Genomic DNA, 25533 nt, shown 5'->3' with positions numbered 1-25533 from the left:
GAGGACCACCCAGATCATCCGCAAACCGGCGGAACTGGGTGGTTCTCGGGCAATGAGTCGGCGAGGGGGCCGGTCAGGGCTCAGGCGGTCGGGACGTTGCGCTCGATCTCGGCGAGCCACGCCGCGGCCGAGACGTCGGACGGCATACGCCAGTCGCCGCGAGGCGACATCGTGCCGCCGGCGACGACCTTGGGTCCGTTGGGCAGCGCGCTGCGCTTGAACTGGCTGGAGAAGTAGCGCCTGACGAAGACTTCCAGCCAGTGCCGGATCGTCTCGAGGTCGTATGCCGGCCGCTCACCCTCGGGGTAGCCCGCCGGCCAGTCCCCGGTCGCCGCGTCGGACCAGGCGTGCTGGGCGAGGAAGGCGATCTTGCTCGGCCGGTAGCCCCGACGGAGCACGTGGTAGAGCGTGAAGTCCTGCAGCGCGTAGGGCCCGACCGAGTCCTCGGTCGACTGGATCTTCTCGCCCTCCTTCGTCGGGACGAGCTCGGGGCTGATCTCCTGGTCGAGGATCTCGGTGAGGGTGTCGTTGACGGAGTCGCCCTTGCTGCCCTCTCCCTCGAACTGCCCGGACGAGACGACCCACCGGATGAGGTGCTGCATGAGCGTCTTGGGGACGCCGGTGTTGACGCCGTAGTGGCTCATCTGGTCACCGACGCCGTAGGTGCACCAACCGAGCGCGAGCTCGGACAGGTCGCCGGTGCCGAGGACGATGCCGCCGCGCTGGTTGGCCGCGCGGAAGAGGTAGTCGGTACGCAGGCCGGCCTGGACGTTCTCGAAGGTGACGTCGTAGACCTCCTCACCGTCGCCCGCGGGGTGGCCCAGGTCCTTGAGCATCTGCTGCGCGGCGGGCCGGATGTCGAGGGTCTCGAAGGTGATGCCGAGCGACTCCATGAGGTGGATCGCGTTGGACTTGGTGCCCTCGCTCGTCGCGAAGCCCGGCATCGTGAAGCCGATGATGTCGGTGCGGGGACGGGCGAGCCGGTCCATCGCCTTGGCCGCGACGATGAGCGCGTGCGTCGAGTCGAGGCCGCCGGAGACGCCGATGACGATCTTGGGCTGGCCGATGGCTCGAAGCCGCTGCTCCAGCCCGGACACCTGGATGTTGTAGGCCTCGTAGCAGTCCTGGGCGAGACGGGCCTCGTCGTCGGGGACGAACGGGAAGCGGTCGACCTTGCGGCGCAGCCCGATGTCGCCGGTGGGCGGGTCGAGCTCGAGGGCGATGACGCGGAACGACTCGCCGCCGGGCTCGCCGATGCCCTCGACGCGGCGGTTGTCGTCGAAGCTGCCCTGCCGGATCCGCTCCTGGCGCAACCGGTCGAGGTCGACGTCGACCACCGTGGCCTGTGGGCCGCTGGGGAAGCGCTCGCTCTGGCCGAGCAGGTCGCCCATCTCGTAGACCATCGTCATGCCGTCCCACGAGAGGTCGGTGGACGACTCGCCCTCGCTCGCGGCGGCATACAGGTAGGCCGCGTTGCACCGCGCGCTCGCGGACCGGGCGAGGAGGTGACGGTCGTCGGCGCGACCGACGGTGATGGGGGAGGCGCTGAGGTTGAGCAGGACGGTCGCGCCGGCGAGGGCGGCGCGGTGGCTCGGCGGCACCGGGACCCACATGTCCTCGCAGATCTCGACGTGGACGGTGAGGCCTGGGACGTCGGTCGCCTCGAAGAGGAGGTCGGTGCCGTAGGCGATGTCGCCGTCCTCGTCGGCGCCGGGCCAGTGCGGGCGGTTGACGAGGGTGTCGACCGCGTCGTCGCCGGCGGCGAACCAGCGCTTCTCGTAGAACTCGCGGTAGTTGGGCAGGTAGGACTTCGGTGCGACGCCGATGACCTCGCCACCCTGGATGACGACGGCGCAGTTGAGCAGCCGGTTGCCGATGAGCAGGGGTGCGCCGACGACGACGATCGGGGTGAGCTGGGCGGTGGCCTCCGCGATGGTGACGATGGCCCGGTCGACCTCCTCGAGCAGGACGTCCTGCATGTGGAGGTCGTCGATCGCGTAGCCGCTCACTCCGAGCTCGGGGAAGAGAGCGACCGCGACGCCGTCGTCGTGGAGCCGGCGGACCTGCTCGATCGTGGCTTCTGCGTTCCTCGCGGGGTCGGCCATGACGACGGGGAGGGTGCAGGCGGCGACCCGGGCGAACCCGTGCGCGTAGGCGTTGCGGAAGTCCATGCGCCGAGTCTGTCAGAGCGCGGACGATGTGCTCGTGTGGCGCTGTGCACTGCTGCGCTCCACCGCAGCAGAGCACAGGCAGTGCTGTGCACTGCTGCGGTCCGGTGCAGCACTGCACACCACCGGACCGCAGGTGTCGGAGGTCGGTGGGAGCGTGGACGACGTGCTCATCCACGCCGACGCCGACGCGTTCTTCGCCTCGGTCGAGCAGCGCGACTTCCTGCACCTGCGCGGTCGGCCAGTGGTCGTCGGTCCGCAGGTGGTCGCCTGCGCGAGCTACGAGGCCCGCGCGCTCGGCGTCCATGCCGGTATGCCGTTGCGCCCAGCCCTGCGGCGCTGGCCCGATCTCGTCGTGGCCGACTTCAGGGGTGCGGTCTACGAGGCGGTGAGTGCCGACCTCATGGCGCTCTTCCGCGACGTCACGCCGCTCGTCGAGCCCGGCTCGATGGAGGAGGCGTTCCTCGACGTGTCCGCCCTCGACGGTGGGTCGGTGGAGGAGGCCGGGCGGATCGCCGCGGCGCTGGGCGAGCGCGCCCGGCGCGAGCTCGGTCTGCCGGTCTCGGCGGGTGTCGCCCGGGCCAAGCTCTTCGCCAAGCTCGCATCGCGCCGGGCCAAGCCGGACGGGCTCGTCGTCGTCGACGCGGAGACCGAGGCGCGGGTCCGCCCGCGGCTGCCCGTCTCCGACCTCTGGGGCGTCGGGCCGGCCACGACAGCCAAGCTCCACGACGCCGGCATCGTCCACGTCGCCGACCTCGCGGGGTGGAGCGTCGAGGGACTCGTCGAGCGCACGGTGGCCAAGGCGATGGCCAGGAACCTCGTCGCCATCCGCGACGGGGTCGACGACGCGACCATCCGCCTCCCCGGGCCGCGCAAGTCGATCTCCTCGATGCGATCGCTGGGCCGCGCCACGAGGCAGCGCTCGCTGGTCGAGGAAGCACTGCGGGACAACGTCATCCGTGCGATGGACCGGCTCGCCGACGACCCCCGTGCGCCCACCCGGCTCGACGTGCACCTCCGCTACGACGACCAGCACACCGTCATCCAGCCAGGCGCCCTCGACGAGGCCACGAGGGACCGGACCGTCCTCGTGGGTGCGGCGCTCGCGGCACTGGGGCGGACGGCATACGAGGAGGACGGAAGGGGTGTGGCGATGGTGGGCGTGTCGCTCGCCCTGCCGACCCCGGACTGAGCCCGCGCCTCGAGCGCTTCAGGTCAGCGACGTCAGGGGGTGACGTCAGGGGGTGAGGAGGATCTTGCCGGTGGCGCGGCGCTCGTCGATGTCGGTGAGGGCGACCGCCACCTCGTCGAGTGAGCGCACCGACCCGATGACGGGGTCGAGCCGGCCGGTCTCGAGCAGCGGCACGAGGTCGTCCCACTGCCGTCGCACGAATCCCGGGCCGCCGACCCCGGTCCAGTACGCGCCCCAGCCGACGCCGACGACGTCAATGTTGTTGAGCAGCAGCCTGTTGACGCGGACCTCGGGGATGCCGCCGGCGGTGAAGCCGATGACGAGGATCCGACCGAGCGGGGCCAGCGACCGCAGCGAGTCGGTGAACCGTTCGCCACCCACCGGGTCCACGACGACGTCCACGCCGTGCCCCGACGTCAGCTCGGCCACCGCCTCCCTGAACCCGTCGGCCAGCACCACCTCGTCGGCTCCGGCCGACCGCGCGACGTCCGCCTTGGCGGCGTCCGACACCACGGCATACACCGTGGCTCCCCACGCCTTGGCGAGCTGGATCGCCGCGGTGCCGATGCCGCCGGCGGCGCCGTGCACGAGCACCTTCTCGCCCTCGGCCAGCCGGCCGCGCGTGCGGAGCGCGAAGTGGCAGGTGAGGTAGTTCATCGGCAGGGCCGCGCCCTGGTCGAACGTCACGCCGTCGGGGAGCGGGAAGACGAGTGCCGGGTCGCACACGACCTGCTCGGCGAACCCGCCGAGGAACGGGAAGGCCGCCACCCGGTCGCCGACCCCGAGCCCGCTGCCGGCGGGGGCCACACGGACGAAGCCCGCCACCTCGGAGCCGGGGACGAAGGGGGTCGGCGGCTTCACCTGGTACTCACCGCGGGTCAGCAGCACGTCGGGGAACGACACCCCGGCCGCGGCCACGTCGATGAGCACCTGCCCGTCCGCGACCTCGGGGGTGGGGACGTCGGCCACCTCGATGGCCTCGGGTCCGTCGAGTCGGGTCACGAGGGCTGCGCGCATGCTCCCGATCCTAGGAGGGGCGCCCGTCGGCGCCGCGCCCGAGACGACGAGGACTCACCGCCAGCCGGTGCGGTGAGTCCTCGCCAACTTCTCTGCGGTCGAGCCGCAGTCCGGACCTCGGCGCAGCGGACCGAGTGCTCGGCACAGGAGGTTGGTCATTCCGATAGTCCTCCTGGGTCAGGCGACCCGGCCCCGTTGCCGGGACCACCACTGAACGTAGGACCACCTTGGGCCAACGGTCCAACGAAACTTCCTGAACGGTGCTGAGATCAATTCATGAACCTCGAACAGGTTCGAGCGCTGGCGGCGATTGTGGACACCGGCAGCTTCGAGCTCGCCGCCCGATCGCTGCACCTCACGCCCTCCGCCGTCAGTCAGCGGGTCCGGGCGCTCGAGACCAGCGTCGGTCAGGTCGTCGTCCGCCGGGGCAACCCGTGCACGCCGACCGAGGCAGGCGCCGTGCTCGTCCGCCTCGCGCGACAGGTCGAGCTGCTCGAGGACGAGTCCCGTGACCTCCTGGGCGTCACCCGCCGGGCACCGGTGACGCTGCGGGTTGCGGTCAACGCCGACTCGCTCGACACCTGGCTCGTGCACCTCCTCGAGGCCGCGTCGTCCTGGGACGACAGCCGGCTCCGCTTCACCATCGTCGACGAGGACCACTCGCTGACCCTGCTCCGCGAGGGCGCCGTCGGTGCTGCGATCACCACCGAGAGCGCCCAGGTGCCGGGGTGCCGCTCCTTCCCGCTCGGCACGATGCGCTACGTCCCCGTGGCCTCACCGACGCTGGTGTCACGGTTCTCGCTGCCGAGCGGCGAGCCCGACTGGGAGCGCCTGCCGGCCCTGCGCTACGACGACAACGACGAGCTGCAGGAGCTCTACCTCGCAGCCCGCGAGGTCGCCTCGGCATCGCCGCCCTCGCAGATCCCGTCGGCTCCCGGGCTGCGCGCCGCGCTCATCGCGGGGCTGGGCTGGCTGTTCGTCCCCGAGGACACCGTGGGCGCCGACCTCGCCGAGGGCCGCCTCGTCACCCTCTCCGACGACGTCGTCGACATCCCCCTCCACTGGCACGTGTGGAAGGTGCCATCGCACCGTCTCGAGCGGCTCAACGATGCGGTCGTCGCGGCGGCCCGTGAGGGCCTGCGTCCCATCGGCGAGCCGCACCGACCCCCGGCGCGACCGCAGGCGCGGATGCGGCACCAGGACCTCGTCGGTGCGCGCCGGGGAATGTGACGGCTCCCGGATCGCTTGATCCTGTGTGCCCGAGCCTCGCCATGCCCTCCTAGCCACCATCGCCCTGATCGTCGGCGGGTTCGCCATCGGCACGACCGAGTTCGTCACCATGGGTCTGCTGCCCGAGATCGCCGAGGGTGTCTCGGTCTCGATCCCGACGGCCGGGCACAGCATCTCCGCGTATGCCGCAGGCGTCGTCGTGGGTGCCCCGCTCCTCGCGATGCTCGGGGCCACGTGGCCCCGCAAGGCGCTGCTCGTCGGCCTCACGGTCGCGTTCGTCATCGGCAACATCGGCACCGCGCTCGCCCCTGACTACTCCTGGCTGCTCGTGGCCCGCTTCGTCGCGGGGATGCCGCACGGCGCCTTCTTCGGTGTGGCCGCGCTCGTCGCGGTGGACATGGCCGCACGCGGGCAGGCGGGGCGGGCCGTCAGCAGGGTCATGCTCGGCATCCCGATCGCCAACGTCGCGGGCGTTCCCGGTGCGACGTGGCTCGGTCAGAACTACGGCTGGCGCTCGGCCTACTGGCTCGTCGCGGTCCTCGGCGTGCTCACGATCGGCCTGCTCGTCACCTACATCCCGCACATCGAGCGCAACCTCGAGAGCACGATCAAGCGCGAGCTCAAGGGCTTCGCGACGACCCAGGTGGCGCTCACCCTGCTCGTCGGCGCCATCGGGTTCGGCGGCATGTTCGCCATGGCGAGCTACATCGCACCGACCGTCACCGACGTCACCGGGCTCGACGCCAGCGCCGTGCCGATCTTCCTGCTCGCCTCCGGCATCGGCGGACTCGTCGGCACGCCGCTCGCCGGTCGCCTCGCCGACTGGTCGGTCCTGCGCTCGATCACCATTGGCTGCGTCGGCATGGGCGCCAACCTCGTGGCCTTCGCGCTCACCGCTCAGTGGTGGCCGACCGCGATCCTCTTCTACTTCCTGTCCTCGGTGCTCGCCGGGATCCTCGTCGTCAACCTCCAGCTCCGGCTCATGCAGGTGGCAGGCCAGGCCCAGACCCTCGCCGCGGCGAGCAACCACGCCGCCCTCAACACGGCCAACGCGCTCGGCGCCTGGCTCGGTGGCCTCGTCATCGCCGCCGGCTACGGCTACACCGCGCCGAGCTGGGTCGGCGCCGGCCTCTCGGTCCTCGGTGCGGGCGTGCTCGGACTGAGCCTCATGAAGCACCGCGCCGACACCCGTCCGGCGGTGGCCTGACCGGGCCTACGCTCGGGGGATGACCGAACTCGTCACCTCCCGGATCCAGGACGGTGTCGCCCACGTCAGGCTCAACCGCCCGGACAAGCTCAACGCGCTCACGCTCGACACCCTCGACCAGCTCGTCGCCACGGCCCACCGCCTGCGCTCGGACCGGACTTTGCGCTCGGTGGTGCTCTCGGGCGAGGGTGACGCGTTCTGCGCCGGGCTCGACTTCGCGACCGTCCTGCGGGACCCGAGGCGGGTGGCCGCGGCCTTCGCGCCCCGCCCGTGGCGCGGGACCAACACGTTCCAGGAGGCCTGCTGGGCCTGGCGCCGGCTGCCGGTCCCCGTCATCGCCGCGGTGCACGGGCACTGCCTCGGCGGCGGTCTCCAGATCGCGCTCGCGGCCGACTTCCGGGTCACCTCCCCCGACGCGAAGTGGAGTGTCCTCGAGGCCAAGTGGGGGATCATCCCCGACATGTCCGGCATCCAGGCCCTCTCCCAGCAGGTCGGGATGGACGTCGCGAAGCGCCTGACGATGACCGGCGAGACCGTCTCGGGCACCGAGGCGGTCCGGCTCGGCCTCGCGACGGAGGAGAACCCCGATCCGTATGCCGGTGCGCTGGCTCTCGCGGCCACCATCGCCGAGCGCTCCCCGGACTCCGTCGCGGCCACCAAGCGCCTCTTCAACCGGACGTGGTCGGCCGGCGACCGCCGCACGTTCCGGTGGGAGCGGCTCGAGCAGGCCCGGCTCCTCATGGGCGCCAACGCCGCCGAGGCACGACGCGCCGCCACGCGACGGGAGCGGCCGGCATACAGGCCTCGTGCCGGCATCGACCCGCGAGGGTGACCAAGTGACGACCTCTGCGGGCGACACCGCGCCCACGACGACACGGCACATCACGTGCGTGCTGTGCGAGGCCTCGTGCGGTCTCGAGGTGGCGCTGCGCGGCACCGAGATCGTGAGCATCAAGGGGTACGCCGAGGACCCGCTCTCGCGCGGGCACATCTGCCCCAAGGGTGTGGCGCTGCAGGACCTGCACACCGACCCCGACCGACTGCGGCGCCCGGTCAAGCGGGTGGGCGACGAGTGGGTCGAGATCTCGTGGGACGAGGCGATCGAGCTCGCGGCCGAGCTGCTGCACGGCGTGCAGGTGCGCCACGGGCGCGATGCCGTGGCGACCTACCTCGGCAACCCGAACGTGCACAGCGTCGGGGCACTGACCCACGTCACGGCGATCCCGCGGACCCTGCGCAGCCGCCACGTCTTCAGCGCGACGAGCGTCGACCAGCTGCCGCACCACCTCGTCGCGTGGGCGATGTACGGCCACCAGTTCCTCCTGCCGGTGCCCGACATCGACCGCACCCGCCTGCTCGTCCTCGTCGGGACGAACCCGATGGCGTCGAACGGGTCGCTGTGGACGGTGCCCGACTTCCCGGGTCGACTGCGCGAGCTGCGTTCTCGCGGAGGGCGGCTCGTCGTCATCGACCCCCGGCGCACCGAGACGGCGGCGGTCGCGGACGAGCACCACTTCGTCCGGCCGGGCACCGACGCCACGGTCCTGCTGGCCCTGGTCAACGCCGTGCTGGCCGAGGGGTTGGCGCATCCGGCCGCGCACGTGTCCGGGCTCGACGAGCTGCGGGTCGCTGTCGCGGACTTCACCCCCGAGCTCGCCGAGTCGGTGAGCGGCGTTGCGGCAGAGGTGATCCGCGAGCTGGCTCGTGACGTGGCGGCGGGGGAGGCGGCGGTGCACGGGCGGATGGGGGTGTCGACCCAGGAGTTCGGCGTGCTCTGCCAGTGGGCGATCCAGTGCCTCATGGCGATCACCGGCAACCTCGACCGACCGGGCGGCACGATGTTCTCGACACCGGCGATCGACATCGTCGGGCGGGGGTTCGTCGGCCGCGGGCACCGGGGCCGGACGTACTCGGGCGTCCGCGGGCTGCCCGAGTTCGCCGGCGAGCTGCCGGTGTCCGTGATGACCGAGGAGATGGCGGGGCCGCGGCCGGCGATCCGCGCTCTGATCACCATCGGCGGCAACCCCGTGTCGTCCACCCCTGCCGGAGCGCGCGTCGCGGAGCGGTTGGGCGGCCTCGAGGCCGTCGTCGCGATCGACCCCTACATCAACGAGACGACGCGGCACGCGCAGGTCATCCTGCCGCCGACCGGCCCGCTCGAGCGCGACCACTACGACCTCATCTTCCACACGCTCGCGGTGCGCAACACGGCCGGGTGGTCGCCGGCGCTCTTCCCGCGCGGCGACGACCAGCGGCACGACTGGGAGATCGCGCGCGACCTCGTCCTCGCACTGGCGCGGCGTCGTGGCCAGCGGCTGCCGTGGAAGCGGGTCGCCCGGCTGCGCGCCTCCCCGCGCCTCACCGTCGACGTCCTGCTGAGGTCGAGCCGCCGCGGGCTGTCGGTCCGCAGGCTCGCCCGCACCCCCGGCGGCGTGGACCTCGGCCCGCTGGAGCCCCGGCTGCCCGACCGGCTCAGGACCCCCGACAAGCGGGTCGTGCTCACCCCTGCAGTCGTCACCGACGGGCTCGGCGCCCTGCGCTCGCGGCTGCCGGCCCTGCGCCGGGCCGCCGCGAGCGACGACCTGCTCCTCATCGGGCGGCGCCACCAGCGCGACAACAACTCGTGGATGCACAACACCGAGCGGCTCACCCGGGGGCGTCCCCGCCACCACCTGCTCATGCACCCCGACGACCTCGCGTCGCGCGGGATCACGGACGGCTCCGTCGTCACGGTGACGTCGGAGGTGTCCTCGCTCCAGGTCGAGGTGCGCGCCACCGACGAGGTCATGCGGGGCGTCGTCTCGCTGCCCCACGGCTACGGCCACCGGCGGCCGGGCGTCCGGCTGAGCCGGGCCGTCGAGGTGCCCGGCGTGACGATGAACGACCTCACCGACCCGGCCCACGTCGAAGGCGTGTCGGGCAACGCAGTGCTCAACGGCATACCCGTGGTCGTCACCCCGGCCCTGTCCGAATGAGCGTGCCCGAGCCGCAGGTCGAGATCGTGGACGACGTGCGACGTCGTCTCGTCGGTGAGGCGAGGGACGGACGGCGCTTCGAGGTGCTGGCCGCTCGCCGGGGCACGACCATGCGACCGGGTGGGAGCGGCGGGTCCACCGTCGGGGACGGGATCGTGGGCGCGGTCGTCGGGGGCATCGTGGGCTTCGTCCTCGATGCAGCCGTCGACGTCGCCGCGGACGGACGGCCGTGGAAGGTGAAGGCGTATCGACGAAGGCGCTTCGTCATCCAGCGTCTGCACAAGGAAGTCCTGCCGCGTGGCGTCCAGCCGGAGGAACGCATGCGTGAAGTGCTCGGGCACTACATCACCTAGCGTGAGGGTGAAGTCGACCGGGCTCGACGGCACCGGGCCACACGTCATACGGATCCACACCCCCACCGGTCGCTCCACCGGACGACGACGTGGGTGAACGCTTCGCCGACTGGGTCGAGCACTCGCACGAAGGGCACTACTGGGCCGCGTGAGCCATCCCACTTCCCGCCTAAGCAACCGCTCACCTAGGGTCGGGGTATGGACTTCTCACCGTCGGAGCGTTCGCTCGACCTCGCGCAGCGCGTCCGCGCCTTCGTCGACACCGAGATCGAGCCGGCCGAGCGGGTCATCGCCGCCGACATCGCGGCCCGTCGCGCCGCCGGCCAGGACCCGTGGCCGGGGCACCCGCTCATCGCGGAGCTCCAGGGCAAGGCGCGCGAGCAGGGCCTGTGGAACCTCTTCCTCCCGGCCGGCCACGAGGGCCCGTATGCCGTGCAGTTCGGCACCGACGGCGGTGCCGGTCTGTCGAACGCTGAGTACGCCCCGATCGCCGAGGCCATGGGGCGCTCGTTCTCCGCGCCCCTGGTCTTCAACTGCAACGCTCCGGACACCGGCAACATGGAGGTGCTGCTCAAGTACGGCACCGACGAGCAGAGGTCCGAGTGGCTCGAACCTCTGCTCGACGGGCGGATCCGCAGCGCGTTCCTCATGACCGAGCCGGGTGTCGCGTCCTCGGACGCTACCAACATGGAGGCCACGGCCGTCGTCGACGGCGACGAGGTCGTCCTCAACGGGCGCAAGTGGTGGTCGACCGGCGTCGGCAACCCGGACTGCAAGGTTGCGATCTTCATGGGGGTCACCGACCCCGAGGCCTCACGGCACTCGCGCCACTCGATGGTGCTCGTGCCCTTCGACCACCCCGGCGTCAAGGTCGAGCGGATGCTGTCGGCGTTCGGTCAGTACGACGAGCCGATCGGCCACGGCGAGGTCTCGCTCACCGACGTGCGGCTGCCCGTCACCAACATCATTGCCGGGCCGGGGCGTGCCTTCGAGATCGCGCAGGGTCGTCTCGGACCCGGTCGTGTCCACCACTGCATGCGACTCATCGGCCTCGCCGAGCGCGCCCTCGAGCTCGCCTGCGAGCGTGCGACCACCCGCACCGCCTTCGGCAAGCCGTTGGCCAACCTCGGTGGCAACCGCGAGCGGCTGGCCCACGCGCGGATCGCGATCAACCAGGCACGGCTGCTCGTCCACCACGCCGCGTGGAAGCTCGACACCGTGGGCGCGCTCGGCGCGATGAGCGAGGTCAGCGAGATCAAGGTCGCGGTGCCGCAGATGGCCTGCGACGTCATCGACATGGCGATCCAGCTGCACGGTGGCGCCGGCATGTCCGAGGACTTCCCGCTCTCCGCGGCCTACGCGAACGCGCGCTCGCTCCGACTGGCCGACGGCCCGGACGAGGTCCACCTCGGGGTCGTCGCCAGGATCCTGCTCCACCCCTACGCCGAGAAGGCGAGCCGCGCATGAGCCGCCGCGTCCTCATCACCGGTGGGGCGTCCGGTCTCGGCCTCGCCCTGGCCAAGGCGTTCGTCTCGCGCGGTGACCAGGTCCTCGTCGGTGACCTCAGCGAAACCCGGCCCGACAGCGTGCCGGACGGCACGGCATACCTGCGTCTCGACGTCCGCAGCCAGCAGGACTGGGACGGTGCGCTCGCCCACGTGCGCGAGACGTGGGGCGGGCTCGACGTCCTCGTCAACAACGCCGGTGTCGCGACCGGCGGCCGGATCGACGTCGAGTCGATCTCGGACTGGGAGCGCGTCATCGACATCAACCTGCTCGGTGTCGTGCGCGGCTGCCAGACGTTCACGCCGCTGCTCAAGGAGCAGCGCTCGGGCCACATCGTCAACACCGCGTCGCTGGCCGGGCTCGTCCACGGCCCCGGCATGTCGTCCTACAACGCCGCCAAGGCCGCGGTCGTCGCCCTGTCCGAGACCCTGGGTTTCGAGCTCGCGCCGTGGGGCATCCACGTCTCGGCCGTCTGCCCGGCGTTCTTCAGGACCAACCTCCACGAGTCCCTGCAGGGCAAGGACACCGCGATGGAGGAGACCGCGCTCAAGCTCATCACCAAGGCGACGATGTCGGCCGACGAGGTCGCCGAGACGGTGCTCAAGGGCATCGACAAGCACAAGCGGGTCATCCTCACGGACCGGCTCGGACGCCAGGCGTACTGGACCAAGCGGCTGGTGCGGCCGGCATACAACCGATTCGCGACGCAGGCGGGGCAGAAGCTGGCCCGGAAGTCCGGCAATGGCTGAGCGCTCACCGTCCGCTCCGAGCAACGCAGCACCCGTACGGGACGAAGACGCCTTCGACGTCGACGCGCTCGCGGGATGGCTGCGCGCGAACGCGCCGGACGAGCCGGGGCTCGACGCCACGCCCGAGGTGCGCCAGTTCAAGGGCGGCGCGTCCAACCTCACCTACCTGCTGCGCTACCCGACGCGCGACCTCATCCTGCGCCGCCCGCCCGGGGGGACCAAGGCCAAGGGCGCGCACGACATGCGCCGCGAGAGCGACATCCAGCGGTCGCTCGGCGACGTCTACGAGCACGTGCCGCGGATCGTCGTGTGGTGCGGCGACGAGTCGGTCATCGGCTCGGAGTTCTACGTCATGGAGCGGATCGTCGGGACCATCCTGCGGCGGGACGTGCCGTCTTCGCTCGGCCTGTCTCGGGACGGCGTGAACCTGTTGTGCCGCAACGCTCTCGACACCTTGGTCGACCTGCACCAAGTCGACGTCGAGGCTGCCGGCCTCGGTGACCTGGGCAAGGGGCCCGGCTACGTCGAGCGCCAGGTCACCGGGTGGTCGGCCCGCTACCGCAAGGCGAGGACCCCCGACGTCGGGTCGTTCGAGCGGGTCATGGACTGGCTCGAGGCGAACCGGCCCGACGACGTCGGCCAGGTCCTCATCCACAACGACTTCCGCTTCGACAACCTCGTGCTCGACCAGGACGACCCGACCCGCATCGTCGGTGTCCTCGACTGGGAGATGGCGACGGTCGGCGACCCGCTCATGGACCTCGGTGGTGCGATGGCCTACTGGGTGCAGGCAAGCGACGACCCCGTGGCCAGGGCGCTGCGCCTCCAGCCGACCCACACCCCCGGCATGCTGACGCGGGTCGAGGCGGTGCGCTACTACTGCGACCGCATAGGGATCCCGATGGACGCCGAGCGGTGGGCGTTCTACGAGGTGTTCGGGCTGTTCCGCCTCGCCGTCATCGCCCAGCAGATCTACCTGCGCACCTACCGCGGAGAGACGACGAACCCGCAGGCGAAGCGCATGCGCTGGTTCGTCCTCTACCTCGGGCTGCGCTGCCGCCTGCTCGTCGGCCGGCACCGTCGGGGCGCACGTCGCAGTGCGCGTGGGAGCGTGCGGGGAAGCGCAAGTGGGAGCGCGCGTCGCGGCGCGCGTGGGACCGGTGGGCGATGAGCCGGATCATCCTCGTCCGGCACGGCCAGGCCTCGTGGGGCAAGAAGGACTACGACAAGCTGTCCGACCTCGGTCACGAGCAGTCTCGGGCCGTCGGCCGCGAGCTCGCCGAGCGCGGTGTGGAGGCGGCGCGCGTCGTCTGCGGCTCCATGCAGCGTCAGCACGACACCGCCGTCGAGCTCGTCGGCGAGGCCGGGTGGTCGACCGAGGTCGAAACCGACGGCGCCTGGGACGAGTACGCGCACTCCGCGATCCTCACGGCATACAAGCCCGCCTATCGCTCGATGGCGCTGATGAAGGCCGACCTCGCGCGCACCCTGCGTCCGTACCGAGCCTTCGACGAGATGTATGCCGTCGCGACCGAACGCTGGGTCGCCGGCGGTCACGAGGACGACTACGACGAGCCGTTCTCGGCCTTCGGCGAGCGGGTGCTCGCCGGGCTGAAGTCGCTGTCGGAGAACGTCGGTCGCGGTGAGACCGCGGTCGTCGTCAGCTCGGCGGGAGCGATCTCGTGGGTCGCGGCGTCCCTCCTCGGTGGCGGGGCGCCGGTGTGGACGTCGTTGCAGCGGGTCATCGCCAACGGTTCCCTCACCACCCTGTCCATCGGTGCGACTGGGCCGATCCTGCGCACGTTCAACGACACGTCCCACCTCGAGCGGGTCCCCGACCTGCTCACCACCCGCTGAGGAGAGCCCTGCTCATGACGACGACCCTCATCACCGGCGCCAGCTCCGGCATCGGCGCAGAGCTCGCCCGCCAGCTCGCCGCCCGCGGCCACGACCTCGCACTCTGCGCCCGTCGGACCGAGCGGCTCGAGGAGCTGCGCGCCGAGATCGTTGCGGCACACCCGGATCGGATCGTCGCGGTCAAGGCACTCGACGTCACCGACGACGACGCGGTGTTCCGCGTGTTCCACGAGTTCGACACCGAGCTCAGTGGCGTGGACCGCGTCGTCGTCAATGCCGGTCTGGGGAAGGGCGCGCCCATCGGTGTCGGTGGCTATGCCGCCAACAAGGCCACGGCGATGACGAACTTCATCGGTGCGCTGGCGCAGTGCGAGGCGGCGATGGAGATCTTCCGGGCGCGCAAGCGCGGCCACCTCGTCGTCATCTCGTCGATGTCGGCGATGCGCGGGATGCCCAAGACCGTGACGACGTATGCCGCGACGAAGGCCGGGATCGCCCACCTCGCCGAGGGCATCCGCGTCGAGATGCGCGGCAAGCCGGACCTCGACATCACCGTGTCGACGATCTACCCGGGCTACATCCGCTCCGAGATGAACGAGAAGGTCGAGCAGCGGACGAAGTTCATGGTCGACACCGAGACCGGGGTCCGCGGCATCGTCGAGGCGATCGAGAAGGGCGTCGAGTCGGCGCGCGTCCCGGCGTGGCCGTGGAAGCCGCTCGGCACGGCGATGCGCCACCTGCCGCTCGGGATCGTCCGCAAGCTCACCTGACCCCGGGTTCGGCTTGCTGCTTCAGCTCCGCTTCAGCGGGTGCAGAGCAGCACGGCCTGGTTCTCTGGCGTGCCCCGTGATGTGCGACTGTGGTGGCTGGAATCAGAGGAGGGCGCGATGGCGAATGGCCCGGATGAGTGCGTGTTCTGCAAGGTGCTGCGGTGGCAACTTCCCTCGACGGTGGTCTTCGAGGACGCGAGAACAATGGCGTTCCTCGACATCGCGCCGGCCACAGATGGACACACCGTGGTGATCCCCAAGCGCCACACCGCGGACCTGCTTTCGGTGAGTACGGCGGACCTCGCCGCCGTCATCCGCACCACGCAAACCGTCGCGCGCATCCTCGACGGCCGACTCAACCCCGACGGCCTGAGCATCTTCCAGTCCAACCGCGCCGCAGGGTGGCAGGACGTGTTCCACCTCCACTTCCACGTCGTCCCGCGCTGGACTGACGATCCTCTGCGGCGGCCTTGGCGCACCACGCCCGGCTCCGCGCAAAGGACGGCGGAGGTCGCCGCGCGTTTGGGCCTCTCGCCGGGGCCCCGCGGGTCGTAGAAGGGGACGCCGGACGCCGGGCTACCGGTTCACGTATCCCATCGCGCAGGCAGCGGCCTCGGCGGGCGTGCCGTAGACGAACAGTGCGTTGTGCTCGCCGGCCTGCCCGAGGTGGACCAGCACGTGCAGCGGGTGCATGCGCGAGGCCGTCGGGGCGGCATCCACGTTGGGGTTGTTTTCGAAAACGGACAGCGGCAGTACCACCGCCTCCTCACCTGCACCCTCCGCGAGCACCACGCACTGACCGTTGCCCACCACTTTGGCGTGAGTGTGGTCTGCCTGGGCCGCAGGGGACATCGTGAGGACCAAGCCGCCAGTCGCGACCGCGACCAAGGCAGCGCGACGTGTCTTCCGTGTTGTCATGAGTGGCTCCCCTCGTGGTTGGGCATCAGCGATATTGCCGACCCCTTCAGGCTGGCAGCGTGCGTGGCCCGTGACAACCCTCAGATGTGCCCACGTCAGCACGAGTGTGTGACCAGCGGTGAACTGTAAGTTCAGCGCGAGCGGTCGCACCCTGAGCGCCTACTGCTGCCGCCGCTGCCGGTCACGGCTGCGATGAAGCCGTCGACCATCGCGAGATCGAGCGGAGCCTCCGGCTCGGTGCTCGGGACGTGGGTGGCTTACGTCGCGGCCACTCCGTCGTAGGCCCGCTGGACGGATCCGGAGTCAGCACGCCTTGCATGCTGCCATCCGACAAAGCGTGCGTATGCCGTCCCGCGGCTACGTTGGAACGGTGACGATGGATGAGATCGACGACTTCGCGACTTCCTTGGTGGGCTGCAAGCGCAAGGGCCACCCGGGCGGGGCGCCTGGTACGTCGACGACCGGCTCGTCGTGCGCCAGGTCGAGCGGGGGGACCGTTGTCATCCGGGTGAGGTTCGAGGACCGCGAGCGGCTGCTGGAGGCGAACACCGAGACCTTCGGGGTGCCGTCGCGTTTCGAGTCGCACATGAAGGTCCAGGCCAACCTCGACGGTGACCCCGACACCATCAAGATGGCCATCCGCCGGGCATGGGAGTTCCAGCGGCGCCACTGATCCGAGGGGCTGGCCGGCAACCCTTGGCGTTGGTCTGAAGGGCCCGGCACCGTTTCACTGTGATGCCGATGAGCTCGCGCCCTTGGATGCGTCACACCGCCCACTAAGGGCACGGCTCCGGATGGCGGTCCGGCTTGACCGATGGGGTGCGTTGCTCCCGAAGGGTCGCGACGGTTGGTCCCAGTCAGGTTGACCCAGTCGCTCTGCGGCGCAGACCCGAGGCAACTGCAACATGGCCGAAGCACTCACGAGGTGGTGCCCTAGTCAGGTTGCCGATCCCGTGACATGCATCAGTCGAGTACGTATCTTCAATCCTTCAGCTGCTGATGCGGCTTTTTGCGTGCGCGGACTATGGAGTCAACTCTAGGGTGGAAACCATGGGGGACGACTTCAAGCGGTATTGGCTCCAGGTCGGGCGTTCCTACTCACTTGATGCGCATGGCTGGCTCGCTGACCCGAACGCCGGCTCGTGGTGGCAGCCCTACGAGCTTCTTTCAACCACGGACCTAGCCCAGAGCAAGTGCGTGATCATGTTGGGCGAGCCCGGACTGGGCAAATCGACGCTCATCTCATTGCACGAAGGCCTGCCGCCCCGCGGTCGACTCAAGAGCCTGTCGTTCGACTTGGCTGGGTATGCCAGTGAGAGCCGGATAGTCAGCGAAATATTTGGCGATCCGGCCGTCCAGACGTGGCGCGAGGGCAGCGGCAAACTTTGTCTTGCGCTCGACAGCTTCGACGAGGCACACCGTCGAGTGCCAACGCTCCCACACTTGCTTCGGGACTTTATTGAGCGAGGCGGGAAAGGCCGTCTCTATTTGCGGATCGCTTGTCGGACCGCCGATTGGCCCAATTGGCTCAATGGCGAGCTCGAGAAGTTGTTCGACGAGACTCTCTGTGTTGAACTGCTCCCGTTGCGAAGAGCGGATGCTGCGGAACTCGTTCCAGAGGTGACTGACAGGGAAGCGTTTCTCACCGCCATCGAAAAGAGCAAAGCAGTTCCGCTTGGAGCCCGGCCCTTGACCCTGCGATTACTAGCCAGAGCGTGGGTGCGAGAGGGAAGGCTTCCCTCCCGCCCGAGCGACCTGTTCGAACAGGGCCTCTTGGCCTTATGCGACGAGTCTAACGAGGCTCGGCGCCAGGGCGATCCAGCTATTGGCACGGCGACCGAGCGACTCGACACAGCTACTCGGCTGGCGGCTCTGTCTCTATTCGGCGGCCGACCTACATTTTGGACCGGACTGACCGCCGAAGCCGGAGCCTCCGATCTGACGATCGACGAGTGCCTCAGGAGACCCACAGGCTTTGGCGGGTCTCAGGCTTCCGCCGATCTCGTGGCCGCAACGCTGCATTCAGCCCTTTTCACGGGCGCCGGGGACTCACGCCTAGGGTGGAGCCACTCAACATTCGTTGAGTTCCTCTCCGCGCGTTGGATGCGCCATTGCGACCTCGACGAGGAGCAAGTTGCGTCGCTTCTGGTCACTGATAACGAGCGCATTCCCAAGCACTTGCGGGGGGTTGCCGCTTGGCTCGTAGCCACTGACGCAAGTCGTTACAACTGGCTCCTGGACGTCGATCCAGAGGCGTTTCTGGTCGACGTGGTTATTCCGGACGACGATGCTAGGACGCGCTTGGTTTCATCCATCTTGGAGCATGCGCGCGCGGGGCGAATGGTGCACAACTACGAGACGCCGTTGGACGGCCTTGGGCACCCCGGCATCGCGCACCAACTTTCGGTAGGCCTTCAGGACAGCCACAAGGACGTTCGAAGGCTGGCACTGGACATCGCGCGCGCGATCCAACTTCCTGAGTTGAAGCCCGAGTTCGTTCAGCTCGCACTGGATCCGTCCGAAGAGTCTGCATCCCGAGTAGCCGCAGCTCTCGCTGCGCAAGAGGTCGCAGACACGGACCCCACGGCCGACCTATTGCCTCTGATTCGGCAAGCTGGTGGCCATTCCTCTGCGACAGCCGATGACGACCAGGAGCTACAGGCGGCCGGGCTCTTCGCCTCCTGGCCGCACGCGATCACGACGGCCGAGGTCTTCGCAGTGCTAGTGCCGAAGCACCGGAAGAACTTCCTTGGGCTCTATAGCGCGTTCGTCTCGGAGTTTGCGGCAAAGCTGACGCCTTTGGACACAGAGGCGGCAGCCAACTGGCTGCGAGAGGATCTGGAGCGTCTGAACGATAGCCGCGTTGACGCCCTTGTCGACAAGTGCATGGAGCTCTGCTTAAACCACCTCAACGTCCCGGGCGCTAGGGACGCTGTTGAGGAGATCATGCTCGCATGCGCCAGCAACTACCAGCCTCTCTTTCGCCGCGGCGACGACGAACCGATCGTGGTCTCGAGCGCAGCGAGAAGAGAGCTGGCGCTGGGAATCTTGGCGAAAGCTACGCAGGACCAAACCCTCGCCGTGGTGGACGTGTTCGACCGCCGAGATGGAGCTCTTCTGACTTCGGCAGACTTCCCGTGGCTGCTGCGGCAACATTCGAGATCTTCAGGACCACTACGCGACAACCTGGGTCTGGCCCTGCAGACCCTCTTCAATCCCGCCTCTGCCCGGATGAGCAGCGCCGTGCTCGCGCTGTCTGAACGCAGCCCCACGGCGGCGCTATTCGAGTATTGGCGGGGTGCGGTGGTGCTCAAGTCCGACGCCGCGGTGACCGCTCGGGAATCTTGGCAAAAGTTGGAGGCTCAGCGGCGACGCGCCGAGGAGAGGCGCACCGCTAAGCCCAAGCGGGATCTCGTCGCCCGTCGCCTGCCATCACTCGCGCGCAACGCCGGAGCGGGCGACTCGACCGCCTTCTGGCAGGCCGCGCGCGATGTCACTGTCCGGCCCGGAACAGGCCATTACATGGACGAGTTTCAACCCGATCTCACCCGGCACCCGCGTTGGCAACAACTGTCGCAGGAGACACGCGCGAACCTCGTACGCGGAGCCCTCCAGTACCTGGAGAGCGCATCTTGCTCGCCGGACCGTTGGCTCGGCAAAGACCTCCGGTTCTTTCCGGCCGAGGCCGGCTACAAGGCGCTGATCCTGCTCTTGAAGGTCGACGCTCCACGACTGCGCGCCCTTTCTGCCGAAGCTTGGCGCGAATGGGCGCCCATCATGGTGACCTGGACGTGCACGCTGAATGGCGCCACCTTGGAGGATAAGGAGGCCTTGTTCGCGCTGGCTTTACCCCATGCCAGGGAGGCGCTGACCGACAGCCTTATGTCGGCGCTCGAGGACAACCTCATCCGCGGCCAGACGACCCACCTTCGCGAGGAGATGCGCCTACTGGATTCCGATGCGCTAGCCCACCGCCTCGTGGAACTCATCTCGCGTCAGGCGACTGCCAAGGATGGCACTTGGGAGATTGTCGATCACCTCGCGCAGGGTCGGTTTGAAGTGATTCGACCCTTGCTGCATGACTGGGTTGCGCCAAAGGGACGAGCAAAGCAGACAGCCCGCGCGGAAGCGGCGATGGTGCGCCTGCTTGCCAAGGACGCGGACGCCTCATGGCCGGTCATTCGGCAGACCATGCGACGTGCACATGCCTTCATGAAGCGAGTGGCCCTTGCTTGGGGAGCAACTCACGATCGGAGGCCCCCCACTCTCGCGGTGGACGCTCTTGCAGAGCTCTACATGTGGTTGACAGAGCACTTCCCTGCAGCCGAAGACCCACAGTTTGACGATGCGCATTTCGTGGGCCCAAGAGAGTCTGTCGGAGAGTGGCGTGACTCGATCCTGCGTTCCATCGTCGAGACCGGCACCTCTCAGTCAGTCGAAGCTGTTCGCCTTATCGTCAGCCGTCTTGGGCACGGCGAGTCACACGCGTATTGGCTCCTAGCATCAGAGCAGGCATATAGAGACAAGTCTTTCCATCCCACTTCGCCTGCAGAACTCGACGCGATTGCCGACTCGAGACTCACCCGACTGATTAGGTCGGAGTCCGAACTGCTTGACGCATGCCTTTCAGCGCTGCGAGACATTGGCGTTGCACTGCAGGGCGATACACCGACGGCCCCGCTCCTTTGGGACACATTCTCGGGCCGGCCCAAGAGCGAGGATGAGTTCTCCGACTACCTCCGCTCAGAGTTGCAGTGGCGCCTGCGGCTCCGCGGACTCGTAGTAAATCGGGAGGTTCAGGTCAAGCGCGTAAAGGCAGCGGGGGCCCCGGAGCGCACGGACCTACGTGTAGACGCCGCACCAATTATGCCGGGGCTGGCGAGCTTGGAGACCCGCCCCATCACGATTGTGGGAGAAGTAAAGGGCCCTTGGAACCGAGACTTGGAGACGGCCCCTGAGCGACAGCTCGCAGCGAGATACATGCAGGACATTGGCTCTAGGTCCGGGATATACATCGTCCCTTGGTTCGACCAAGAGTCCTGGCGATCAGCGGGAGATCAGCGCAAGTCCAAGGCCAGAGCCCGCGGCTCTATCAAAGAGCTATCGGCGACGCTTGAGAACGTGGCAGCGCCACTGGATGCACGCGGTCTGGACGTCCGAATGGTGGTTCTTGATGCTGGCCTGACGCGGCCGAGCAGTCGCGCGACAAACACGGCAAGAAAGGCCACGGCCAAGGCGACCACAGGAAAGAATGCGGCTACGAACGAGACAATAGTAACAACGACTACGGCGAAGAGGGTCAAGGCGAAGGAGTCATCGACCCCCTCCCCAGCTGCGCGGAAGGCTTCGACGAAGCCGAGCACGACAAGCAAGGCCACGGCGAGTATGAAACGTCCCTCCCCAATCGCTTGACAGCCGCGATCGGGTTTGGTTGCTGGAGACTGCGTGTGGCCTACGCCCAAACGTGGACGACGCCCAAGGTGCATACGCCTAGCAGCATGGCGAGCACGCAGTCTCGCAGCACCGTGACCAACATGGCGACTGTCGCAGCGCCCTGATGGCGTGTTGCCGCGTACTCATCCGCAAGCCGTTTGTGGAGATCTCCTGTCCCCATCATCACTAAGGCCTGGAGATTCGGCGCTCCCACCGGCGACTGGGCAGTGATTATGCCTCCCGCTGCCAGCGCGGTGAGCCCGCTGAGCACGGTTGCGACGATGTACACCAACTTGCCAACCACACAAACGTCCGCCTTACCTTCGTAGGAGGTGACGATGGCAGCAGCAATGACAAGCGACGTCGTCAGGACCACTTGCGCCCGAACACGAACGTCGCGCTTGTCGTCCTGTTGGCCGTCCATGTCCCTGCGCGCCTCCTCGATGTACAGCAAGTACTCGTCTGCTGTCCAATCCTTCGGGGCAAGCTGCGGGCTCATCGGTGGGCATTGTGGATGCTGCGGCGGCATGGCTCCTGGTCGGAACACGATCAACGCGTATGCGAGAAATGCGCGAAGCTCACCAGTGGCGCTGAGGCACGAATCTCTAACTCGCGTCCCCAAGTGCTTCACGAAAGTAACCCGTCGCCAGGGCGCTGGGACCCATCGAGGAAGGCGGCAATCTCCGCAGTCACAGCGTCGGCTACCTCATGCGGAAGAAAGAGCCACTGCCCTGCGGGGTTCAGATCCACGAACCACCAGAACCCGTCCTCGTCGCAAATCCAGTCCTGAGCGGAGTATCCGACTCCGAGCACGGCGGTGGCCCTAGCCGCAAGGTCGTGGACCTCGGCAGGCGCGGGCACCGTCGTAAAGCCAGTGTGCCCCGCCTCGGCGAGACGCCAGTCGAGAGGAAGTTCCGACGCCGCAAGAGTCGCCGAGTAGACGGTGCAGTGAGGTGCTGTGCCCACTGTCACCACCCTTGCGTGGGTTGTAGCTCGGACCTGCCGCTGCAACATGAACGGAACGCGAACTAGTGCCTGGCGGTGCATCGTAAGGTCGACCGATGCGGTGGGAACGACCCATCCGGTGCCCTCATCATCTATGAAGGACCCACGCCCCAACGGCTTGGCGACCCACCGGCCAACAGTGGGGAGGGCTTCCGAGCTAGTCGTAACTACCCACTCTGGGACCGGCACCCCTGCGTGGGCGGCTCGCCGGTATTGCAGCGGCTTGTTCTCGGCAGCACCAAACACGTCGAGTCGAGTCAGCCACTGCACCCGCGCGATGCGGACGAGCGCGGCCAGAGCCGACACGGATGCGCTGCGCTCAGCCGCTTGCAGATCCGTAGCGCTGAGCGACTCGGCCCAACCTTCGGGTGCGAGCCTGCGAATCCATCCGCGACCGGCGCCAATCTCTTGGCCGGCTATGACTAGAGCGTCATTGGTCAACGTTATAGGCGCACGTCCGAGCGAGGCCGCATCTACGACGACTGCGCAAGTGGCCATTCGGGCCACGACTGCCCTAACGTGCGGGTCGGCCGCGGACCCGACGATCAGGGCCACAACTCAACGAATGACGTCGGCGTCGAGCATCAGACTGGCTCGGTCGTTATCGATGGTCTCGACAGAAGCGGTGAGGCTTGTGCCTGGCGGGAGTGGCTCTGGTTCGCCCTGCTCCGATGTCGAGATGGCGTTCAGCGTGTAGAGCGAGTCGCCGATCAGTCGGTCATTAGACATGGTTGATGTCCCTTCATCAGCGCAGGACTTCCCCGCCTTCGCAACCTTAGTGGCCATCGCCGACATCTCGACTGCAGTTCTGCAGGTTACGCATCGGAACGCACGGCTGGGCCTCGCCTTGGCGACTGGGTCAGTACCCGCGCGTCATTGATGCGTCAATCCGCCGCGATACGCCCGGACCCGAGGGGCCCCTGCGACCACAGCGCATCGCGCCGACGCATACTCTCCAACCATGGACGAGCTGGACGTAGCCGTTGCCGCAGTCATCGTTGCTGTCTTGAGTGGCTGGAGCGGCATCGTCCTGGCGGCATGGTCGACGAAGCGAAACGAGAAGATGACCCGGGAGTCTCTGGCGGTTAATGAAAGGCTCACGCGCGACACTCTCGCGGCCAACGAGCGCCTTGCTCGCGAGAATCGGATCGAGGACAAACGGGCCGACTCGTATCTGGAGATACTTCGGATGGTGGAGCGGGAAGGGCAGGCCCTGGGCTCGGCCGTGACCCGACTTGAAGCCCGTACGGAACCTGACTACGGCCAACCCCGGCCAAGGACGACCGATAGGCCGCCGCTGTCGGATCGAGCCGGGATTGACGCTCTGCTTGCAGCATTCGGCTCGCGAGATCTAACGGCGCGAGTTGAAAGCTGGTCCGCAGCCGTTGAGCAGTTCGACGAGGAGTACGCGCGTTTAGCCTTTGATTGGGAGCAGAGCGGGGGCGATCCGAATGAGCCCCTTGACTGGGACAGTCTGAAGGAGTTGCGCGCCTGCATGCGGATTGAACAGCATGAGCGGCAGGAGGTCGCCCGACAGGTTGCCGCGGAACTGACCTTGCCTAGACCGGTCCGGCCTAGCTGACGGAGCCGGTGGCACTTTCACGTCATTCCGCCGCTAACTGGGCGGCATGACTAATCGAAGGCGTTGAGCGGATCCGGGGTGCCGGAGCCGGCAGGGCGAACGCAGGCGTGACCGGCTACTCGTACCCGGCCATCATTTCGGTCAGCCTGGCCAGCCCGGGAAGGGTGTTGGTCGCTAGGCGTTCGCGCGCGGCGTCGAGTGCCGCCGACGCGGGATGCCCGGGTGGGGTTCGTACGGGGTTGAGGGCGACCTGGTCGGCCCATTGCTTGATGTCGGGCTCGGCCGAGAAGGACATCGCGGCGTGGGTGCCTAGGACGTTCATTCGCGCCCACTCCGCCATCGAGTTGCCGTACGGCGAGGGCGGGCAGAGCCGATTCTTCTCATCGTCGTCCTGGCGGGTCGCCTCGACGTACCCGACCAGTGCGGCAGCAAAGCAGGGGAAACCGGCCCTGATCGGCTGCAGAGTGATTGTCTCGGGGCGCCACACGGGAACGAGCGGGGGGTACTTCAAACCGTCGGCAGCGCAATGCACGACCACGGCGTCGTCCGCGATGGCGACTGATCCGTCGGCGAAGATGAGCTTGCCCTGCTCTACTGCCTGGATGTGACCTCGTCGTACGACGTTCTGCAAGGTGCGCAGCTGATCGAGCTCCCACGTCGCGAGCGTCGGGGTCTTGGCCATCGTCGGCGTGACGGTGCGGTCGATGCGCAGCATGATGCCCGCCTCCTCCAGCCGGAGGAACAGGTCGTCGAACGAGGCCGCGGCCCGGGCAGCCTGCATCGTGTCGGCGGCCATGCCGAGGAAGACCGCGGGATCCGGCTGGACCACGGCGCGATTCATCATCCACGGGTCGCGGGGCCGCACCCAGCAGATCGCATCGGGGTCCACACCGCGCGAAAGCAACCAAATGCACGCGTCGGTCGCTGTCTTGCCCGACCCGGCGATGACGTACTGGCTCGGCGACTCCTCCAGCCGGGCGAGGTCGTTGACGGTGAGCACCCGGGTGACGTCGCCGACGCCGAAGGGTGCCCGCTTCTCAGCGGGAATGCTGGGAGCCAAGTAGCGGGCGTCCACGATCCGGCACCGCTCGGACACCTGCAAACGCTTACCCGAGATGCGCGAGACCACCGTGCGGTCGCCTACGTATTCGCTGTTGGGGAAGAACTCGACGCTTCGCGACTCCACCATCTCGTCGAGCACCCGCGCATAGTAGACGCAGATCTCCGGCTGGGAGGCCCGCTCCTGTAGGCCCTCCTCGGGCCCGCGCTGCTGCAGCTGCCCCCGGCCGAGCAGGGTCGACGCAACGCCATAAAAGGCAGAGGCCTGATGCAGTCGGACGAAGGGGTACGCCTCGAGCCAGTGTCCGCTGACGCCGTGCCGACGGTCGACCAGCGCCACCCGAACCCGGGCGTGGTCGGTCAGTGCGTCGGTGAAGGCCATTCCCATTGCACCGGCACCCACCACGAGGTAGTCGGCTTCGATCGTCGGCGTCACGCGTCCACGGTGGCACTTCCTCCTCGCCGCGTCCACACATCGGCAAGGGCCCAGACCAACGTGACCGGGGCCGAGC

The 25533-nt window shown here is 68.4% G+C and carries 22 protein-coding genes; 15 read left to right on the top strand and 7 right to left on the bottom strand.

The annotated features are described in order from the left end of the window. Nucleotides 1-80: 80 nt before the first annotated feature. On the bottom strand, nucleotides 81-2171 hold the full coding sequence (locus tag LL946_RS06135; RefSeq protein ID WP_404385832.1) for an NAD(+) synthase: 2091 nt from the start codon (nucleotides 2169-2171) through the stop codon (nucleotides 81-83). A gap of 154 nt (nucleotides 2172-2325) precedes the next feature. Between LL946_RS06135 and LL946_RS06130 the strand changes: the two genes are divergently transcribed. Beyond that, complete coding sequence (locus tag LL946_RS06130) at nucleotides 2326-3360, top strand: Y-family DNA polymerase (protein ID WP_404385830.1); 1035 nt, start codon at nucleotides 2326-2328, stop codon at nucleotides 3358-3360. Nucleotides 3361-3405: 45 nt separating this feature from the next. On the opposite strand, the gene LL946_RS06125 is transcribed toward LL946_RS06130, so the two are convergent. Next, nucleotides 3406-4377: an NADPH:quinone oxidoreductase family protein gene (locus LL946_RS06125; protein ID WP_404385828.1), complete on the bottom strand. Its 972-nt coding sequence runs from the start codon at nucleotides 4375-4377 to the stop codon at nucleotides 3406-3408. Between the two features lie 276 nt (nucleotides 4378-4653). Here LL946_RS06125 and LL946_RS06120 point away from each other — a divergent pair, with 276 nt between their 5' ends. The 11 genes from LL946_RS06120 (at nucleotide 4654) to LL946_RS06070 (ending at nucleotide 15579) form a co-directional block, all read left to right on the top strand. After that, nucleotides 4654-5607: an ArgP/LysG family DNA-binding transcriptional regulator gene (locus tag LL946_RS06120; protein WP_404385826.1), complete on the top strand. Its 954-nt coding sequence runs from the start codon at nucleotides 4654-4656 to the stop codon at nucleotides 5605-5607. Nucleotides 5608-5632: 25 nt separating this feature from the next. After that, nucleotides 5633-6814: an MFS transporter gene (locus LL946_RS06115; RefSeq protein WP_404385824.1), complete on the top strand. Its 1182-nt coding sequence runs from the start codon at nucleotides 5633-5635 to the stop codon at nucleotides 6812-6814. Nucleotides 6815-6833: 19 nt separating this feature from the next. Continuing rightward, the gene (locus LL946_RS06110) at nucleotides 6834-7646 is read left to right on the top strand and encodes a crotonase/enoyl-CoA hydratase family protein (protein WP_404385822.1); all 813 of its coding nucleotides are present in this window, start codon (nucleotides 6834-6836) and stop codon (nucleotides 7644-7646) included. Nucleotides 7647-7650: 4 nt separating this feature from the next. After that, nucleotides 7651-9789: a molybdopterin-dependent oxidoreductase gene (locus tag LL946_RS06105; protein ID WP_404385820.1), complete on the top strand. Its 2139-nt coding sequence runs from the start codon at nucleotides 7651-7653 to the stop codon at nucleotides 9787-9789. Continuing rightward, nucleotides 9786-10142 carry a hypothetical protein gene (locus LL946_RS06100; protein WP_404385818.1) on the top strand — a complete coding sequence of 119 codons (357 nt, stop codon included), beginning with the start codon at nucleotides 9786-9788 and terminating at the stop codon, nucleotides 10140-10142. The genes LL946_RS06105 and LL946_RS06100 overlap by 4 nt, the downstream gene beginning before the upstream one ends. Before the next feature lie 198 nt (nucleotides 10143-10340). After that, the gene (locus LL946_RS06095; RefSeq protein WP_404385816.1) at nucleotides 10341-11609 is read left to right on the top strand and encodes an acyl-CoA dehydrogenase family protein; all 1269 of its coding nucleotides are present in this window, start codon (nucleotides 10341-10343) and stop codon (nucleotides 11607-11609) included. Beyond that, nucleotides 11606-12397: an SDR family NAD(P)-dependent oxidoreductase gene (locus LL946_RS06090; RefSeq protein ID WP_404385814.1), complete on the top strand. Its 792-nt coding sequence runs from the start codon at nucleotides 11606-11608 to the stop codon at nucleotides 12395-12397. Before LL946_RS06095 ends, LL946_RS06090 begins: the two co-directional genes overlap by 4 nt. Next, the gene (locus tag LL946_RS06085; protein ID WP_404385812.1) at nucleotides 12390-13568 is read left to right on the top strand and encodes a phosphotransferase family protein; all 1179 of its coding nucleotides are present in this window, start codon (nucleotides 12390-12392) and stop codon (nucleotides 13566-13568) included. Before LL946_RS06090 ends, LL946_RS06085 begins: the two co-directional genes overlap by 8 nt. Further along, the gene (locus LL946_RS06080; RefSeq protein ID WP_404385810.1) at nucleotides 13565-14254 is read left to right on the top strand and encodes a histidine phosphatase family protein; all 690 of its coding nucleotides are present in this window, start codon (nucleotides 13565-13567) and stop codon (nucleotides 14252-14254) included. The genes LL946_RS06085 and LL946_RS06080 overlap by 4 nt, the downstream gene beginning before the upstream one ends. Before the next feature lie 14 nt (nucleotides 14255-14268). Continuing rightward, nucleotides 14269-15024, top strand: a complete 756-nt coding sequence (locus LL946_RS06075) for an SDR family oxidoreductase (protein ID WP_404385808.1) — start codon at nucleotides 14269-14271, stop codon at nucleotides 15022-15024. A 39-nt stretch (nucleotides 15025-15063) separates the two neighbouring features. After that, on the top strand, nucleotides 15064-15579 hold the full coding sequence (locus LL946_RS06070) for an HIT family protein (protein WP_404385806.1): 516 nt from the start codon (nucleotides 15064-15066) through the stop codon (nucleotides 15577-15579). Between the two features lie 21 nt (nucleotides 15580-15600). Here LL946_RS06070 and LL946_RS06065 read toward each other — a convergent pair whose 3' ends face one another. Next, nucleotides 15601-15816 carry a hypothetical protein gene (locus LL946_RS06065; RefSeq protein ID WP_404385804.1) on the bottom strand — a complete coding sequence of 72 codons (216 nt, stop codon included), beginning with the start codon at nucleotides 15814-15816 and terminating at the stop codon, nucleotides 15601-15603. Nucleotides 15817-16312: 496 nt separating this feature from the next. On the opposite strand from LL946_RS06065, the gene LL946_RS06060 reads away from it, so the two are divergent. After that, nucleotides 16313-16615 carry a hypothetical protein gene (locus tag LL946_RS06060; RefSeq protein WP_404385802.1) on the top strand — a complete coding sequence of 101 codons (303 nt, stop codon included), beginning with the start codon at nucleotides 16313-16315 and terminating at the stop codon, nucleotides 16613-16615. Between the two features lie 377 nt (nucleotides 16616-16992). Continuing rightward, complete coding sequence (locus tag LL946_RS06055; protein ID WP_404385800.1) at nucleotides 16993-21354, top strand: hypothetical protein; 4362 nt, start codon at nucleotides 16993-16995, stop codon at nucleotides 21352-21354. A gap of 40 nt (nucleotides 21355-21394) precedes the next feature. On the opposite strand, the gene LL946_RS06050 is transcribed toward LL946_RS06055, so the two are convergent. The 3 genes from LL946_RS06050 to LL946_RS06040 form a co-directional block, all read right to left on the bottom strand. After that, the gene (locus LL946_RS06050) at nucleotides 21395-21874 is read right to left on the bottom strand and encodes a hypothetical protein (protein ID WP_404385798.1); all 480 of its coding nucleotides are present in this window, start codon (nucleotides 21872-21874) and stop codon (nucleotides 21395-21397) included. A gap of 128 nt (nucleotides 21875-22002) precedes the next feature. Continuing rightward, nucleotides 22003-22341 (bottom strand): hypothetical protein, encoded by a 339-nt coding sequence (locus tag LL946_RS06045; RefSeq protein WP_404385796.1) that lies wholly within the window; start codon nucleotides 22339-22341, stop codon nucleotides 22003-22005. 597 nt (nucleotides 22342-22938) lie between these two features. After that, a complete protein-coding gene (locus tag LL946_RS06040; RefSeq protein ID WP_404385794.1) occupies nucleotides 22939-23166 on the bottom strand; it encodes a hypothetical protein in 228 nt (75 codons plus the stop codon). A 175-nt stretch (nucleotides 23167-23341) separates the two neighbouring features. Here LL946_RS06040 and LL946_RS06035 point away from each other — a divergent pair, with 175 nt between their 5' ends. Continuing rightward, a complete protein-coding gene (locus tag LL946_RS06035; RefSeq protein ID WP_404385792.1) occupies nucleotides 23342-23962 on the top strand; it encodes a hypothetical protein in 621 nt (206 codons plus the stop codon). Between the two features lie 115 nt (nucleotides 23963-24077). Here LL946_RS06035 and LL946_RS06030 read toward each other — a convergent pair whose 3' ends face one another. Then, the gene (locus LL946_RS06030; RefSeq protein ID WP_404385790.1) at nucleotides 24078-25457 is read right to left on the bottom strand and encodes an NAD(P)-binding protein; all 1380 of its coding nucleotides are present in this window, start codon (nucleotides 25455-25457) and stop codon (nucleotides 24078-24080) included. Between the last annotated feature and the right edge of the window lie 76 nt (nucleotides 25458-25533).

This window comes from Knoellia locipacati, from assembly GCF_044791685.1.
Classification (GTDB): domain Bacteria; phylum Actinomycetota; class Actinomycetes; order Actinomycetales; family Dermatophilaceae; genus Knoellia; species Knoellia locipacati_A.
Note: the sequence above shows the minus strand (reverse complement) of the source record. Positions and strands in the feature narration are given on the sequence as shown.